Annotated in this window: 16 protein-coding genes and 1 tRNA gene; 11 read left to right on the plus strand and 6 right to left on the minus strand. The window is 71.3% G+C overall.

The features are described from left to right. The coding region (gene tilS / locus A6Q79_RS00860; protein WP_317695447.1) for a tRNA lysidine(34) synthetase TilS at positions 1–605 on the minus strand (605 nt) is incomplete at its 3' end. A gap of 12 nt (positions 606–617) precedes the next feature. Next, positions 618–1,685, minus strand: coding sequence for a zinc-dependent metalloprotease (locus tag A6Q79_RS00865; protein ID WP_286689979.1), 1,068 nt, complete (start codon positions 1,683–1,685; stop codon positions 618–620). A 136-nt stretch (positions 1,686–1,821) separates the two neighbouring features. Between A6Q79_RS00865 and A6Q79_RS00870 the strand changes: the two genes are divergently transcribed. The 8 genes from A6Q79_RS00870 to A6Q79_RS00905 all read left to right on the plus strand — a co-directional run bounded on the left by A6Q79_RS00870 (position 1,822) and on the right by A6Q79_RS00905 (position 8,594). Then, positions 1,822–3,126 (plus strand): proton-conducting transporter membrane subunit, encoded by a 1,305-nt coding sequence (locus A6Q79_RS00870; protein ID WP_317695454.1) that lies wholly within the window; start codon positions 1,822–1,824, stop codon positions 3,124–3,126. Between the two features lie 365 nt (positions 3,127–3,491). Next, a complete protein-coding gene (mbhE, locus tag A6Q79_RS00875) occupies positions 3,492–4,562 on the plus strand; it encodes a hydrogen gas-evolving membrane-bound hydrogenase subunit E (RefSeq protein ID WP_317695545.1) in 1,071 nt (356 codons plus the stop codon). Next, positions 4,559–4,978, plus strand: coding sequence for a Na(+)/H(+) antiporter subunit C (locus A6Q79_RS00880; RefSeq protein WP_067854384.1), 420 nt, complete (start codon positions 4,559–4,561; stop codon positions 4,976–4,978). Before mbhE ends, A6Q79_RS00880 begins: the two co-directional genes overlap by 4 nt. Next, complete coding sequence (locus A6Q79_RS00885) at positions 4,975–6,582, plus strand: Na+/H+ antiporter subunit D (RefSeq protein WP_286689977.1); 1,608 nt, start codon at positions 4,975–4,977, stop codon at positions 6,580–6,582. Before A6Q79_RS00880 ends, A6Q79_RS00885 begins: the two co-directional genes overlap by 4 nt. Further along, positions 6,579–7,112, plus strand: a complete 534-nt coding sequence (locus A6Q79_RS00890) for a Na+/H+ antiporter subunit E (RefSeq protein ID WP_286689976.1) — start codon at positions 6,579–6,581, stop codon at positions 7,110–7,112. The genes A6Q79_RS00885 and A6Q79_RS00890 overlap by 4 nt, the downstream gene beginning before the upstream one ends. Next, on the plus strand, positions 7,109–7,387 hold the full coding sequence (locus A6Q79_RS00895; RefSeq protein ID WP_286689975.1) for a monovalent cation/H+ antiporter complex subunit F: 279 nt from the start codon (positions 7,109–7,111) through the stop codon (positions 7,385–7,387). The genes A6Q79_RS00890 and A6Q79_RS00895 overlap by 4 nt, the downstream gene beginning before the upstream one ends. Then, positions 7,384–7,719, plus strand: a complete 336-nt coding sequence (gene mnhG, locus A6Q79_RS00900) for a monovalent cation/H(+) antiporter subunit G (protein ID WP_286689974.1) — start codon at positions 7,384–7,386, stop codon at positions 7,717–7,719. Before A6Q79_RS00895 ends, mnhG begins: the two co-directional genes overlap by 4 nt. Positions 7,720–7,805: 86 nt before the next feature. Continuing rightward, a complete protein-coding gene (locus A6Q79_RS00905; RefSeq protein ID WP_286689973.1) occupies positions 7,806–8,594 on the plus strand; it encodes an exodeoxyribonuclease III in 789 nt (262 codons plus the stop codon). Between the two features lie 3 nt (positions 8,595–8,597). On the opposite strand, the gene A6Q79_RS00910 is transcribed toward A6Q79_RS00905, so the two are convergent. The 4 genes from A6Q79_RS00910 to A6Q79_RS00925 form a co-directional block, all read right to left on the minus strand. Then, positions 8,598–9,893 carry a class I SAM-dependent methyltransferase gene (locus A6Q79_RS00910; RefSeq protein ID WP_286689972.1) on the minus strand — a complete coding sequence of 432 codons (1,296 nt, stop codon included), beginning with the start codon at positions 9,891–9,893 and terminating at the stop codon, positions 8,598–8,600. Continuing rightward, entirely contained in the window at positions 9,890–11,251 is a 1,362-nt protein-coding gene (locus tag A6Q79_RS00915; RefSeq protein ID WP_286689971.1) for an FAD-binding oxidoreductase, read from the minus strand. The genes A6Q79_RS00910 and A6Q79_RS00915 overlap by 4 nt, the downstream gene beginning before the upstream one ends. Positions 11,252–11,367: 116 nt before the next feature. After that, entirely contained in the window at positions 11,368–12,018 is a 651-nt protein-coding gene (locus tag A6Q79_RS00920; RefSeq protein ID WP_286689970.1) for a pirin family protein, read from the minus strand. 4 nt (positions 12,019–12,022) lie between these two features. After that, complete coding sequence (locus tag A6Q79_RS00925; RefSeq protein WP_253023295.1) at positions 12,023–12,373, minus strand: metallopeptidase family protein; 351 nt, start codon at positions 12,371–12,373, stop codon at positions 12,023–12,025. Between the two features lie 81 nt (positions 12,374–12,454). On the opposite strand from A6Q79_RS00925, the gene A6Q79_RS00930 reads away from it, so the two are divergent. From A6Q79_RS00930 to A6Q79_RS00940, 3 genes are all read left to right on the plus strand, one after another. Next, positions 12,455–12,530 (plus strand) — tRNA-Glu (locus A6Q79_RS00930). A gap of 134 nt (positions 12,531–12,664) precedes the next feature. After that, the gene (locus tag A6Q79_RS00935) at positions 12,665–12,913 is read left to right on the plus strand and encodes a helix-turn-helix domain-containing protein (protein WP_286689969.1); all 249 of its coding nucleotides are present in this window, start codon (positions 12,665–12,667) and stop codon (positions 12,911–12,913) included. A gap of 68 nt (positions 12,914–12,981) precedes the next feature. Then, positions 12,982–14,442, plus strand: coding sequence for a hypothetical protein (locus A6Q79_RS00940; protein ID WP_286689968.1), 1,461 nt, complete (start codon positions 12,982–12,984; stop codon positions 14,440–14,442). Positions 14,443–14,445: the final 3 nt, after the last annotated feature.

Consider the following 14,445-nt stretch of genomic DNA (forward strand, 5'->3'; position numbering starts at 1 on the left):
GGCAGCACCTCGTGACGCACCCGGACCCTCCGGAGCGAGGGGTCGCGGTTGTGCGGGTCGTCCCACCAGCGCAGGTCGTGCGCGGTGCAGACGGCCTCGGTGTCGGCGCGGCGCAGGCCGAGGAAGGGGCGACGCCACGGCCCGTCGACGGCTGCCATGCCCGCCAGCGAGCGAGGGCCCGACCCCCGGCCGAGCCCGAGCAGGACCGTCTCGGCCTGGTCGTCGAGCGTGTGGGCGAGGAGCACGACCCCCTCAGGACCCGCAGCGTCCAGGAGGGCTGCGCGTCGCGCCGAGCGCGCGGCACCCTCCGGTCCCCCGTCGGACCCGACGACCACCCGGACCACCTCGGCCGGCAGCCCGAGCCCGCGGACCTGGTCGGCGGCCCGGTCGGCGACCTCGGCCGACGCGTCCTGCAGGCCATGGTCGACCACGACGCCACGGACGGGGCGACGGTCGCGGTCGGCCACGAAGGCCGCGCACGCGGCGAGCGCCAACGAGTCGGCACCACCGGAGACCCCGAGCACGACCGGCACGGCGGCGTCGAGGTCGGCGAGGCCGGCCCGGACCCCCGCGCGACCACGGGCCTCGGCGTCGAGCAGCCTCACCCGACGAGCCCGTCAGCCGTGGACGCGCCGGACCCAGGCGCCCGGGTCGGTGATCTCGGCGCGGTCGGGCAGGTTCTCGGGCCTCTCCCACACCGCGTTGAACCCGGCGAGGCCCACCTGGTCGGTCACCCGGCGCACGAACACCGCACCGTCGCGGTACTGACGCATCTTGCCCTCCAGGCCGAGGAGCCGGCGCAGGAGCCGGTCGACGCCGTTGCCGCCCTTGCGCCGCGAGTCGAACCGGCGACGGATGGTGGCGACCGTCGGGATGACGTCGGGGCCGACCCCGTCCATGACGACGTCGGCGTGGCCCTCGAGCAGCGACATGACACCCGTGATCCGGTCGACCACGGCCTTCTGCCGCTCGTTCTGGAACACCTCGGCCAGCGAGGCCTCCGAGGTGCCGCGCACGACCTTGACCAGCTCCGGGAGCCCGTCGGTGAGAAAGCGCTGCAGCGCCTCGGAGTCGAGGTCGGTGGCCTCCGTCAGCTCGTCGATCAGCGTGCGGAGGTGGTCGCGCATCCACGGCACGGCGGTGAACTGCACCCGGTGCGTCTCCTCGTGCAGGCAGACCCACAGCCGGAAGTCGTGCGGGTCGACGTCGAGGCTGCGCTCGACCTGGACGATGTTGGGCGCCACGAGCAGGAGACGTCCGCCCTCGCCGCGCGGTCCGGTCCAGAACGGGTCGAACTGGCCCAGCACCTTGCCCGAGAGGAGCGCGACGAGGCCGCCCACCTCCGCCCCGCTGACCCGGCTCCCGACGGCGCGCGTCAGCCCGCCGACCGGGCCCGCACCGCCCGAGCGACCCTGCTCGAGCCGGGCCACGACCGGGTCCATCAGCACCTCGAACGTGGCCAGGTTGGCCTCGATCCAGCGGGGACGGTCGACGACGAGGACCGGCGCCTGCGCCTGCACCGTGTCGGGGGCGTGCAGGTCGGAGAAGTCACGCACCGGACCCTCCGACCGCGCCGCCGCCTCGCGTAGCTCGGCGACCACGTCGTCGGCCTCCGCGGCCGAGAGGTCGGGGCCGGGCCGGGTGAGGGTCGTCGCCGTGCTCCGCGCGACGCGCCAGTCGATCATGCTCCGCGCCTGGTCGAGAACAGCACAGGGTACGAGACGCGCAGCATGACGGTCTCGTTGTTCACTCGCTGACGCTCGCTCATGCGCCCACGGTACGACGTGCCGTCGCACGGAGCCGCCCGATAGGATGGCGGCAATGATCGGGCTTCTCGCGCTGCACCTCGTCGCCGCAGCGGGGGCCCCCGCCCTCACCCGGCTGCTCGACCGCCGCGCGTTCGTCGTGCTGGCCCTCGTCCCGGCCGCCTCGTTCCTCTGGCTGCTCCCCCGCACGCTCGACGTCACCGACGGTGGTGCGCCGGTCGTCGAGCGGTGGTCGTGGATCCCCAGCCTGGGTGTCGACGTCGATCTCGTGCTCGACCCGCTCACCGCGATCATGTCGCTGGTCGTCACCGGCGTCGGCGCGCTGGTCCTCCTGTACTGCGGCTGGTACTTTCGCCAGGGCGACCCCGAGATCTGGCGCTTCTCCGGTGTCCTGACGGCGTTCGCGGGGGCGATGCTCGGGCTCGTCCTGTCGGACAACATGTACGTCCTGTTCGTGTTCTGGGAGCTGACGACCGTCCTGTCGTACCTGCTCATCGGCCACAACCCCGAACGCCGTGCGAACCGTCGCGCCGCGATGAACGCCCTTCTCGTCACGACGTTCGGCGGGCTCTCGATGCTCGTCGGCCTGTTCGTGCTGCACGCGCAGACCGGCACCCCTCGCCTGAGCGAGGTCGTCGCCGACCCGCCGTCCGGCCCGGCCGTCACCGCCGCGGTCGCGCTGCTCCTCGTCGGCGCGCTCAGCAAGTCGGCCCTGGCCCCGTTCCACTTCTGGCTCCCGGGTGCCATGGCGGCACCCACCCCCGTCAGCGCCTACCTGCACGCCGCGGCCATGGTGAAGGCCGGCGTGTTCCTCGTGCTGCTCATGGCGCCCGCGTTCGCCGACACCCCGGGCTGGCGCCCCGTGCTGCTGACGCTCGGCATCGTCACGATGATCATCGGCGGCCTGCGCGCCCTCCGCCAGCACGACATCAAGCTGCTGCTCGCCTACGGCACGGTGAGCCAGCTCGGCTTCCTGGTGGCCGTCGCCGGGGCCGGGACCCGCGCGGCGGCGTTCGCCGGCCTGTCGCTCGTCCTCGGCCACGCGCTGTTCAAGTCGACCCTCTTCCTCGTGGTGGGCGTGGTCGACCGCAGTGTCGGCACGCGCGACCTGCGCGAGCTCACGGGCCTCGCCCGCTCCCTGCCCGTCCTCTTCGTGGCCACCGTGCTGGCGGCCGCGTCGATGGCGGGCCTGCCCCCGCTCCTCGGGTTCACCACCAAGGACCCGGGGCGATGTTCCAGGCCTCGCCGGTCGTCCTGTCCGTCCTCGGCCTGGTGGCAGGCTTCGCGGGCGGTGTGCTCACCCCGCGCCTCGAGTCCTACAGCGACGTGTTCGCCGAGGGCGCGCACGCGCCCGTCCTGACCCTCTGGCACGGGTTCACCCCCGCCCTCTGGCTGTCGGTCGTGGTGGTGGTCGGCGGTCTCGCCCTCTGGCTGCTGCGCCGACCCGTCGCGCGTCTGCAGACGACCCTCGTCGAGCGGCTGCACCTGCCCGACGCCGAGCGCAGCTACCACTGGATCGTGCGGGGGGTCGACCGCGCGAGCATCGAGGTCACCGGCTTCACGCAGCGCGGCTCGCTCCCCTTCTACCTGGGCATCGTGCTCGTGGTGCTCGTGGTCGTCCCCGGCACGGCCGCCGTGCGAGCGTGGGGCACGCCCGACGTCTCCGTCGGCGACGGCAGCACCTTCGGCCCCGACGACGCCCTGCGGGTCGCGACCGTGGCGCTCGTGTGCGCCGCCGCCCTCCTGACCGTGCGCTCGCGCCGCCGGCTGCGAGCCGTGCTCCTGCTCGGCGTGACCGGCTACGGCACCGCCCTGCTGTTCGTGCTGCACGGCGCCCCTGACCTCGCGCTCACCCAGGTGCTCGTCGAGACCTTCGCGCTCGTGACGTTCGTGCTCGTGCTGCGTCGCTTCACCCCGTTCTTCTCCGACCGTCCCTTCACCGTCACCCGACGCGTGCGCATCGCGATCGGCGCGACCGCGGGGATCGCCGTCGGCGCCTACGCGGTCGTCGCCGCCAACGCCCGGACGGCGTCGCCCATCGGTCGTGCCTTCGAGGGGCCGGCCTACGAGTTCGGGGGCGGCGAGAACATCGTCAACATCACCCTCGTCGACATCCGCGTGTGGGACACCTTCGGCGAGCTGGCCGTGCTCGTCGTGGCCGCCACCGGCATCGCGAGCCTCATCTTCCTCATCACCGACCGCGCGCAGTCCCACCGCGAGACGCGTCGCGCCCGGCCCGGACCGAGCGACGAGCGCCAGGGCTGGCTGCCCGGCGCCGTGGCCCTGGAGGACGTGCGCCGCTCCGTCGTGTTCGAGGTGGTGGCCCGCGCCGTGTTCCCGGTGCTGATGATCTTCTCGGTCTACCTGATGTTCACGGGCCACTACACGCCCGGCGGCGGCTTCGCCGGCGGGCTGGTCGCGGGCCTCGCGCTCGCGGTGCGCTACCTCGCCGGCGGTCGGCGCGAGCTCGACGCCGCGGCGCCCGTCGACGCCGGCGTGGTGCTGGGGTCGGGCCTGGCCGTCGCGGCGCTGTCGGGGATCGTGCCGGTGCTCGTCGGCGCCAACACCTTCCAGAGCGGCGTGTTCGACATCCCGGTGCCGCTGCTCGGCGACGTGCACGTGGTCACGTCGGTCGCGTTCGACGTCGGCGTCTACCTCGTGGTCGTCGGCCTGGCGCTCGACGTCCTGCGCAGCCTGGGCGGCGGGATCGACCGCCACGGCGAGCAGGGGCACACCGACTCCGGCCTGTCCGAGGAGTGCACCAGCACTCCCTCCCGGGGAGGGGCGCCCGCATGACCGTCGACCTCGCCCTGGTGCTCGCCATCGTCGTCCTCGTCGGCTGCGGCACCACGCTCATGCTCGAGCGCAGCCTCAGCCGGATCCTGGTCGGCTTCGTCATGGTCGGCAACGGCGTCAACCTGCTGTTCCTCGTGGCGTCGGGCCCCAGCGGCGCACCGCCCATCGTCGGCCGCGGCGGCATCACCGACCCGCTCCCCCAGGCCATGGCCCTCACGGCGATCGTCATCACCCTCGGCGTGAGCGCGTTCGGGCTGGCCCTGGCCTACCGGTCGTGGCAGCTCTCGGGCAACGACGACGTGAAGGACGACGTCGAGGACGACCTCATCCGCCGGCGCGCCGAGGCCGACGAGACGTCGAGCTCCTTCGACGAGCCCGAGACCGACGTCCCCGACGAGGAAGGTGCCGACGCATGACCCAGCTCGTCGTCCTGCCCGTGCTCCTCCCGCTGCTCGGCGCGGGGCTGTGCCTCGTGCTCGGCCGGTCCGCGCGCGCCCAGCGCATCGTCAGCGTCGCCGTCCTGACGGCCGTGGTCGCCACCGCGTCGGTGCTGCTGTACCGGGCCGACACGCAGGGCCCGCAGGCCCTGACCGTCGCCGGCTGGGGACCCGAGATCGGCATCACCCTCGTCGCCGACCGACTGTCAGCGCTGATGCTGCTCGTCTCGTCCGTGGTGACCCTCGCCGTGCTGCTCTACTCCTTCGGGCAGGGCATCGTCGAGTACGGCCGCGACACGCCGCTGTCGGTGTTCCACCCGACGTACCTCGTGCTGAGCGCCGGGGTGTCCAACGCGTTCCTGTCGGCCGACCTGTTCAACCTGTTCGTCGGGTTCGAGGTGCTGCTCGCGGCCAGCTACGTGCTCATCACGCTCGGCGGCACGGAGGCGCGGATCCGCGCCGGCACGGTCTACATCGTGGTCAGCCTGCTGTCGTCGATCATCTTCCTCATCGCGATCGCCTGCATCTACGCCGCCGTCGGCACCGTGAACTTCGCGCAGCTGTCGCAGAGGCTCGGCGACCTCGACCCCGCGGTCGCGCACCTGCTGCAGCTCCTGCTGCTCACCGTGTTCTGCATCAAGGCGGCCGTGTTCCCGTTGTCGGCCTGGCTGCCCGACTCCTACCCGACCGCGCCGGCACCGGTCACCGCCGTCTTCGCCGGCCTGCTCACCAAGGTCGGCGTGTACGCGATCGTCCGTACCCAGACGTTGCTGTTCCCCGACGACTCCCTCCGCCCGCTGCTGCTCACCATGGCGATCCTCACGATGGTCGTCGGCATCCTCGGCGCGGTCGCACAGACCGACATCAAGCGCATCCTGTCCTTCACCCTGGTGAGCCACATCGGCTACATGCTGCTCGGGGTGGCCCTGGGGTCGGAGCTCGCGCTGTCGGGCGCGGTCTACTACATCGCGCACCACATCACCGTGCAGACGGCGCTGTTCCTGCTGGCCGGGCTCGTGGAGTACCGCACGGGCACGACGAACCTCGACCGGCTCGGTGGTCTGGCCCGGTCGGCGCCGATCCTCGCCGTCGCCTTCTTCGTGCCGGCGATGAACCTGGCCGGCATCCCGCCGTTCTCCGGCTTCCTCGGCAAGGTCGCGCTCGGCCGGGCGGGCATCGAGGCTGGCGACTGGCTGGCCGTCACGGCCGTCGTGGCCAGCGTCGCGGTGAGCCTCCTGACGCTGTACGCCGTCGCGAAGGTCTGGAACCGCGCCTTCTGGCAGCCGGTCGACGACGACCTCGCGCAGTCGGTGGTCGACGACGGCTCCGACGTCTGGTCGCACGGCGCCCTGCACGGCGGTGGCGACGTGTCCACCCGCACGCAGCAGACGTCGTCGTGGGCCCGCGTCGCCGAGGAGCAGCGGCTGCCGCTCGGCATGGGTCTGCCGACCCTCGGCCTCGTGGTCGCCTCGGTCGCGCTCACCGTCTTCGCCGGTCCGCTGTTCCGCGTCACCGACGCCGCGGCCGACGAGCTGCTGCAGCGCACGCCGTACGTGCAGGCCGTCCTGGGCGGCGACCGATGATGCCGCGCTGGCGGATCGTCGTCGGTCTGACCGCGATCTGGCTGCTGCTGTGGGGCGCGATCACGCCGACGTTGGTCGTGGGCGGCGTGCTCACGTCGGTGCTCGTGCTGATGCTGTTCCCGTTCCCGCAGGCCCCGTGGCGCTGGACGCTGCGCCCCTGGCCGACCCTGACGATGCTGCTGCGCTTCGTCGTCGACCTCGTGCGCGCGTCGGTGCAGGTGTCGTGGCTGGCCGTGCGCCCGGCCGCGCCGCCGCCGAGCGCCGTCGTGCGGGTGCCGCTGGAGACGCGCAACGAGCTGCTGGTCACGGTGACGGCCGAGCTGGTGTCGCTGGTGCCCGGGTCGCTGCTGGTCGAGCTCGACCCCGAGCAGCCCGCGCTGTACCTGCACGTGCTCGACGCCCGCTCCCCCGAGCACCTGGACCGGGCGGTCGCGAGCGTCCACGAGCAGGAGCGACGCGTCGTCGAGGCGATGGCGCCGAAGGACGAGCGCGACGCGTACCGTCGCCACGCGCAGGAGGTGTCCCGATGATCCCCGTCGCCGTCGCGTGCGCGTCGATGCTCGCCGTCACGGGCGTCCTCTGCCTGGTCCGGATCGTCCGCGGGCCGACGATGCTCGACCGCACGGTCGCGGCCGACGTCTTCGTCGCGGCCTGCCTGTCCGCGGTCGGCGTCGAGGCGGCGATCGCCGGCCACGTCGACACGGCGCCCGTGCTGCTCGCGCTGGCCCTGGTCGGGTTCCTGGGCTCGGTGAGCATCGCCCGCTTCGCCGCCCGCGACATCGACGCCCCCCAAGAGGACGCATGACGACCGACCTGCTCGTCGACGTCGCGTCGGGGGCGCTGCTGCTGCTGGGCAGCGCGCTGGCGCTGGTGGCCGCGATCGGCCTGGTGCGGTTCCCGGACGTGCTGACCCGCATGCACGCGGCCACGAAGCCGCAGACGCTCGGTCTCCTTCTGGTGCTCGCGGGCCTGGCGCTGCGCGTCCGCGACCCCGGTGCCCTGACGATCATCGCCCTCGTCGCGCTGTTCCAGCTCGTCACGGCGCCGGTGTCGGCCCACATGGTCGCGCGCGCCGCCTTCCGCACCGGCATCGCCGACACCTCCCGCCTCGAGCGCAACGACCTCGACGACGCGTAGTCCCCCCGTTTCGGACACTTCCGGGTGTCCCCGAGCCGGTGGAGTGCCCCGGAAGTGTCCAAGACGCGGGGAGGTAGGTTCGGGGGGTGCGTATCGCGACCTGGAACGTGAACTCGATCCGTAGCCGCGTCGACCGGGTGACGGCCTTCCTGGAACGGCACGACGTCGACGTGCTCGCCATCCAGGAGACGAAGTGCCGCGAGGACCAGTTCCCGGCGCTCGAGCTGTCGTCGATGGGCTACGAGTACGTCCACGTCGGCCTCAACCAGTGGAACGGGGTGGCCCTGCTGTCGCGGGTCGGGCTCGACGACGTCACGACGTCGTTCGCCGACCAGCCGACGTTCGGCGACCCGCCGGTGCTCGAACCCCGCGCGGTCGGCGCGACGTGCGGCGGCGTGCGCGTGTGGAGCCTGTACGTGCCGAACGGCCGCGACCTCGAGCACGAGCACTACGCCTACAAGCTCGAGTGGCTGGCCCGACTCCGTGCCGACGCCGAGGGGTGGCTCGCGGCCGACCCCGACGCGCAGATCGCGCTCACCGGCGACTGGAACATCGCCCCGCAGGACGACGACGTGTGGGACATGGCGGTCTTCGAGGGCAAGACCCACGTGTCCGAGCCCGAGCGTGCCGCGTTCCGTGCCGTGGTCGACACCGGCTTCAGCGACGTCGTCCGCCCCTACGCCCCCGGGCCCGGCACGTACACGTACTGGGACTACCAGCAGCTGGCGTTCCCGAAGAAGCGCGGTCTGCGCATCGACTTCGTGCTCGCCTCCCCCGCCCTCGCGGCCCGCGTCGACGGGGCGTTCATCGACCGCGAGGAGCGCAAGGGCAAGGGCGCGAGCGACCACGCCCCCGTCGTGGTCGACCTCGCCTGAGCCTCAGCTGCCCCAGGTCGGACGCAGCGGCATCTGCGCGTCTCCGTCGTCGCCGACCTTGACGCCGAGCACCTGGTGCAGGCCGATCTCGTTGCGCTCGAACGCGAGCCGCGAGCCGGCCATGTACAGGCCCCAGACCTTGGCGACGCCGAGGCTGACCTCACCCAGCGCGTCGTCCCAGCCCTGCTCGAGGTTGCGGCACCAGTCGCGCAGCGTGAGCGCGTAGTGCTCGCGCAGGTCCTCCACGTGGCGGACCTCGAGCCCGTGGTCGTGCATGGCGGTCACGATGGTGCCGACGGGCGCCAGCTCGCCGTCGGGGAAGACGTAGCGGTCGATGAAGGCCCCCGCCTTGGTCGACAGCGACCCGTCGCGACGCGTGATGCAGTGGTTGAGCATCCGACCGCCGACGCGCAGCTTGCCTTGCAGGAACGTGAAGTAGTCGGGGTAGTTGCGGACGCCGATGTGCTCGAGCAGGCCGATCGAGGAGACGGCGTCGAAGCCCTCCTCCTCGACGTCGCGGTAGTCGCCGAAGCGGACCTCGGCGAGGTGGTCGAGGCCCTCGTCCTTGATCGCCTGCTGCGCCCACTCCGCCTGCTGACGGCTCAGCGTCACACCGAGCGCCTGCACGCCGTAGTGCTGGGCGGCGTGGCGGACCATGCCGCCCCAGCCGCAGCCGACGTCGAGCAGCCGGTCGCCGGGCTTGAGCCCGAGCTTGCGGCACACGAGGTCGAACTTCTCGAACTGCGCCTGCTCGAGGGTGGCGTCCTCGTCGGGGAAGACGGCGCAGGTGTAGGCCATCGACGGGCCGAGGACGACCTCGTAGAAGCGGTTGGAGACGTCGTAGTGGTGGTGGATCGCCTCGGCGTCACGGGCCTTGCTGTGACGCAGTCCCTCGACCATGCGACGCCAGCGGGGCTGGTGCTCCTCCGGCGGCGGGGGCGGCGGCTTCAGGTTCGAGAGGCCGAGGCTGCGCACGATCTGCAGCAGCTCGGCCGGGCCGGGCACGCGCAGGCGCAGGCGGCTCTGCACGAGCGCCATCATCTCGTAGGGGTCGGCGAGCGAGACGCCGTCGAGCTCGAGGTCGCCGGAGACGAACGCCCGGGCGAAGCCGAGGTCGCCGGGGGCGGTCATCAGGTAGGCCAGGCCGCGCTCGTTGACCAGTCGCGCCGTGAAGGGCGCGTCCACCGGCCCGGCGCTGCTGCCGTCGTACGCCTCGAGCCGGAACGGCATGCCGTCGCGCATCAGGCGCGACACGGCCTCGGCGATCGTCAACGTCTCGCTCTCGCGGATGCTGCTCATGAGTTCCTCACCGCTTTCTCGTACAGGGAGCTGAGGCGCCCCTCGGGGTCGTGGACGGCGCGCACCGCGTCGAGCGCGGCGGTGCCGTAGAGCCGGGCGAAGGTGTCCTCGTCGTAGAAGGCCTCGGAGTAGAGGGACTTGTGGCCGCCGAGGGTGTGCACGTGCTCCTCGATGCGTCGGTTCACGGCACCCTCGGGCGTCCCGGCCGGCACGACGACCGTGCCCCAGAAGCCGAGGTTCACGTAGGTCTCGCCGGGCGCGAGCGGGTAGCCGGCCCAGGCCCGGGTGGTGCGCAGCGGGCACAGCCACACCGGCCGCATGCCCACCTCGGCGTCGAACCACTCGAGGAAGGCCGGGACGGCGTCGACGGGGACCTCGACGTCCTGGATGACGCGCTCGCGACCGGGGACCTTCTTGACCCGGTCGAGCAGCCTGCTCAGCCCGACGCGGGTGTCGAGGGAGACCAGGCGGTGGTAGACGTCGGAGCGACGCCAGCGTCGCGGCCAGAGCCGACGCACGAGGGGCTGCTGGGCACCGAACGCGGCCGAGCACCAGAACCAGTCGGTGTCCCAGCGCCACAGGTAGTCGTACATGGTCAGCCGGTCGGTCTCGCGACGCTGCAGCGAGCGGTAGTAGATGTCCTGGCCCGCGTAGTCCGACGTCGGGCCCGGCTCGTCGGTGAACCGCGCGAGCGTCACGTACACCTCGGTGGGCGTGAACGCGGTGGCGTCGAGACCGTGCACCGGCTCGCCGTGCCACTGCTGGGTCTCGGTCACGTCGGCGAGGGCCTGGGCCGCCTGCTTGGCATCGTCGAAGCGGACGTGGCGCAGCGCGACGTAGGGCGGGACGGCCTCGAGGCGGATGCGCAGGCGGGTGGCGTAGCCGAGGCTGCCGTAGGAGTTCGGGAAGGCGTCGAAGAGGTCGTCGCCGGGGCGGCAGGTGACCACCTCGCCGGACCCGGTGAGCACGTCCATCTCCAGCACCGACTCGTGCGGCAGCCCGTTGCGGAACGACGTCGACTCGATGCCGAGACCGGTGACGGCGCCGCCGAGCGTGATCGTGCGCAGCTGCGGCACGACGTACGGGATGAGCCCGTGCGGCAGGGTCGCGTCGACGAGGTCCTCGTAGGTGCACATCCCCTGCACGTCCGCCGTGCGCGCGTCGACGTCGAGGGCGACGACGCCGTCGAGCCCGCTGACGTCGAGCCCCGGCGCGTCGGTCGCGGCACGCGGCCGGAACAGGTTGCTCGTCCGCTTCGCCAGTCGTACCGGCGATCCGGCCGGGATCGCCGCGTAGGAGGCGAGCAGCCGGTCGACGGCGCGCTGGTGCTCGGTCCACCCCTTCATGACGTCAGCCATGACCTCAGCCTAAGTGCGACCTTTTTCCAGACGCCACCCGGAGGTTGCAAACGTCAACTACTGTGGCCCACCTCTCACGGCCCAGCTCTCACGGCCCAGCTCTCACGCCACAGGCGTCAGGTCGCAGCGCCGAGCCGCCACACGAGCGCCTCGCCATCACCCGCCAGCACGACGTCGCCCTCGACCTCGTCGGCCCGGAGCGCGTCGCCGGGACCGAGCAGCTCGCCCGACACCTCGACCGCGCCACGCGTCACGTGCACGAGGAGCGCGGGCGAGGCGGGGACGGTCACGGGCGCGTCGACGCTCGGGCGGGCGACGAGCAGCTCCGCGTCGGCGTGCAGCGTGACTCCGGGGTGCAGGCCAGGCCCCGTCGGCACGTCGCGCGACGCGTACTCCGGCGCCGACGCGTGCCGCGAGCGCAGCATCGTCTGCACGAACCGCAGCGGCTCGACGCCGGAGGCGTTCAGCTCCTCGTGCCGCGCGCCGTCGCCCGCGCTCAGGCGCTGGGCCGTGCCGGGTCTCACGGTGCCGTGGGTCCCGGTCGTGTCGCGGTGGGCGAGCTCGCCGTCGAGCACCCAGGTGACGATCTCGACGTCGCTGTGGCGGTGCTCGGCGTACCCGCGACCCGGGGCGACGACCTCCTCGTTGACCGCCACGACGGCGCCGAAGCCCGTGTTGGCGGGGTCGTAGTGGACGCCGTAGGAGAACGAGTGCAGGGTCCGGACGCCGTCGCCCTCGGTCACGTACCGCTCGCCTGCACGGCGCACCTCGCTACGCATAGCCGAGCTCGTGCAGGCGCTCGTCGTCGATGCCGAAGTGGTGGGCGATCTCGTGCACCACGGTGATGCCGACCTCCTCGACGACCTCGGCCTCCGTCTCGCAGATCGCCAGGGTCGGTCGGCGGAAGATCATGATGCGGTCGGGCAGGACGCCGCCGTAGGCGGTGTCGCGCTCGGTGAGGGCCACCCCGTCGTAGAGACCGAGCAGGTCGGGGTCGTCGGCCGGCGCGTCGTCCTCGACGAACAGCACGACGTTGTCGAGCAGCGCGGTCAGCTCCTGCGGCACCTGCGCGAACGCGGCCTCGACCAGCTCGGCGAACCGGTCCTCGCTCATCTCCACCACGCCCCCATCCTGCCCGAGGGCCGGTGGGGACCCGGGCGTGCAGGCCGACGGGGCCCGCCACCCGTATGCTGGGTCCGCCGCGCCCCCTTCGTCTAGCGGCCCAGGACGCCGCCCTTTCAAGGCGGTAGCGCGGGTTCGAATCCCGTAGGGGGTACCAGAGGGGTCCACCTATTTCGACCCACTCCCTGCGGTAATTGATTGCACTGCAACGCCAGACTCAGATCGAAGTAGGCCCGCACAAGTTGCGGGAGGGTTTGAACTCCCAAACCTGCCCGATCAAGGAGTGAGACGATGCCCGGTACCCAACCCTCGGGCAGGTCCGAAGGCGGCCAGGCGACGCTCGCGGAACTGGGCCACCGCGTTGCCGCGCGTCGCACTGAACTTGGCCTGAGCCTGGCGTCAGTCGCCGAGGCCGTTGGAGTGCACCACTCCACGCTGTCGAGGCTTGAACGTGGCCAACAGGACCTCGGCGCGAGTCATCTCCCGATGCTCGCCCAGGCCCTCGATATCAGCGTCGCGGATCTCTTCCCCTCCACCTGAGCCGAGGTAGGCTCGAAGTCGTTGTCAGAGGGTTCTTCGCTCGGCTCTCGCTACCCCAGGCGGTTGCTATGGAGGACGCAGACTTCGTCTCGATCGTGAGGCGATACACACCATCTACCTTGGTTCCGCTGCTCGCTCGGGTCGGGTCGGCGCGGCTCGATCCAGAACAGTGGAGTCAGCCCGGCCGGACCGGGTTCGGAACTCCCTGGTCGCTGGCCGAGATTTCGCGGGTCAGCCTCGCTGCGGGGAACGAATTCCGCAACGTGGCCGATGAACGTTCCGTCATCGAGTGCACGAACGCGTTCAACGCGCTCGACGACCCACAATTCGTGGGTGACGCCGACGACATACCAGGACTATTCCTGCGTCTGGCCGCCGAGCAGTTCCCGTTCCAACTGCCGCTCCACCAGGAGATGAGCCGGTCGGTCGCCCTTCTGTCTCACACCACCGCTGCCCGCGACACAGAGGTCATCCAACCTGGTTGGGACGCGGACCTCTTCGGATGCGACCTCCAGACATTTGTGGCGGCAGGCCAACTTCTACATATCTCCGTCGCACCCAACGGGGGCGTGTTCGACCCAACCTGGCTCGACTCTCCGGCTTTCGATCGACTGTGGGAGTTCGCCGATCGCGACAGCGTGCGCCAAGCGATGATCGACAACTACGTGATCTCTGCCGACGAGTTCAAGAAGTCCAACGGTCCGGTCGTCTCGTCGCCGTGGCGTCGGTACGAGCACAACCCGCTCGTGAGCCGTCCTGTCATCTCAGGCCTCACCGACCAGTGGATCATTCCGAGCGCCCACCTGCTCGTATGGCGCCTGAGCCCGCTGGGGATCTACCACGCAGGCGTGGAAAGGCACGGGACAGCCTTCTCCCGAGACCTGGGCTACCTGTTCGAGCCGTATATCGGCGATCAGTTGAGCCTCATCCCCGATGCGCAGGTGTTCCGCTGGGGGCAGGGCACAGACGGCACAGAGCCGATCGACTTCGTTGTGGTCCTGCCCGAAGTAGTGGTGCTCGTCGAAGTGAAGTCGACCCGCCCGACAGAGGTGGTGCGCGCGGGGAAGCCTGAGTGGGCGGAAACCGTGCGCAGCCGCATCGGTAAGGCGATCCGTCAACTTGAGCGTGACGACGCGCTGATCGAAGCGGGCGATCCCCTCTTCGATGAGATTCCCACAGACCGTCCTCGGGTCGGCTTGGTCGTCACCATGGAGGACTTCCATCTTCTGAACAGCGGCTTCCACGCACCAGTGCTCGATCGGACTCGTCCGGATCTACCCATCAGCATCGCGTCCGCAGGCGAGGTCGAGACCTGGGTGGCGCTTGCAGCGACAAGCCCAGGAAGTGCGGTCCTAGAGACAATCGAGGCAGAACCAGATGATCGCCGGTCCACGTTCTCCCTCAGCGCGGCCTTCCGCGATCGACCGGTCAACCCGAACCCGATTTTGCTTAGAGCCTGGGAGTCCGGCCCCTGGGATGCTGCTGCCCGCGCCTACGGCGATGAGACGGATGATCGGGCGGGCGAGTAGCGG

The sequence above is a fragment of the Aeromicrobium sp. REDSEA-S32_B7 genome (assembly GCF_001626145.1).
GTDB lineage: Bacteria > Actinomycetota > Actinomycetes > Propionibacteriales > Nocardioidaceae > Aeromicrobium > Aeromicrobium erythreum.

What these genes read in the sequence shown, in the direction of transcription:
- A6Q79_RS00865 (WP_286689979.1), bottom strand. Translation starts at nt 1,685, where the DNA reads ATGATCGACTGGCGCGTCGCGCGGAGCACGGCGACGACCCTCACCCGG.
- A6Q79_RS00870 (WP_317695454.1), top strand. Translation starts at nt 1,822, where the DNA reads ATGATCGGGCTTCTCGCGCTGCACCTCGTCGCCGCAGCGGGGGCCCCC.
- A6Q79_RS00880 (WP_067854384.1), top strand. Translation starts at nt 4,559, where the DNA reads ATGACCGTCGACCTCGCCCTGGTGCTCGCCATCGTCGTCCTCGTCGGC.
- A6Q79_RS00885 (WP_286689977.1), top strand. Translation starts at nt 4,975, where the DNA reads ATGACCCAGCTCGTCGTCCTGCCCGTGCTCCTCCCGCTGCTCGGCGCG.
- A6Q79_RS00890 (WP_286689976.1), top strand. Translation starts at nt 6,579, where the DNA reads ATGATGCCGCGCTGGCGGATCGTCGTCGGTCTGACCGCGATCTGGCTG.
- A6Q79_RS00895 (WP_286689975.1), top strand. Translation starts at nt 7,109, where the DNA reads ATGATCCCCGTCGCCGTCGCGTGCGCGTCGATGCTCGCCGTCACGGGC.
- mnhG (WP_286689974.1), top strand. Translation starts at nt 7,384, where the DNA reads ATGACGACCGACCTGCTCGTCGACGTCGCGTCGGGGGCGCTGCTGCTG.
- A6Q79_RS00910 (WP_286689972.1), bottom strand. Translation starts at nt 9,893, where the DNA reads ATGAGCAGCATCCGCGAGAGCGAGACGTTGACGATCGCCGAGGCCGTG.
- A6Q79_RS00915 (WP_286689971.1), bottom strand. Translation starts at nt 11,251, where the DNA reads ATGGCTGACGTCATGAAGGGGTGGACCGAGCACCAGCGCGCCGTCGAC.
- A6Q79_RS00935 (WP_286689969.1), top strand. Translation starts at nt 12,665, where the DNA reads ATGCCCGGTACCCAACCCTCGGGCAGGTCCGAAGGCGGCCAGGCGACG.
- A6Q79_RS00940 (WP_286689968.1), top strand. Translation starts at nt 12,982, where the DNA reads ATGGAGGACGCAGACTTCGTCTCGATCGTGAGGCGATACACACCATCT.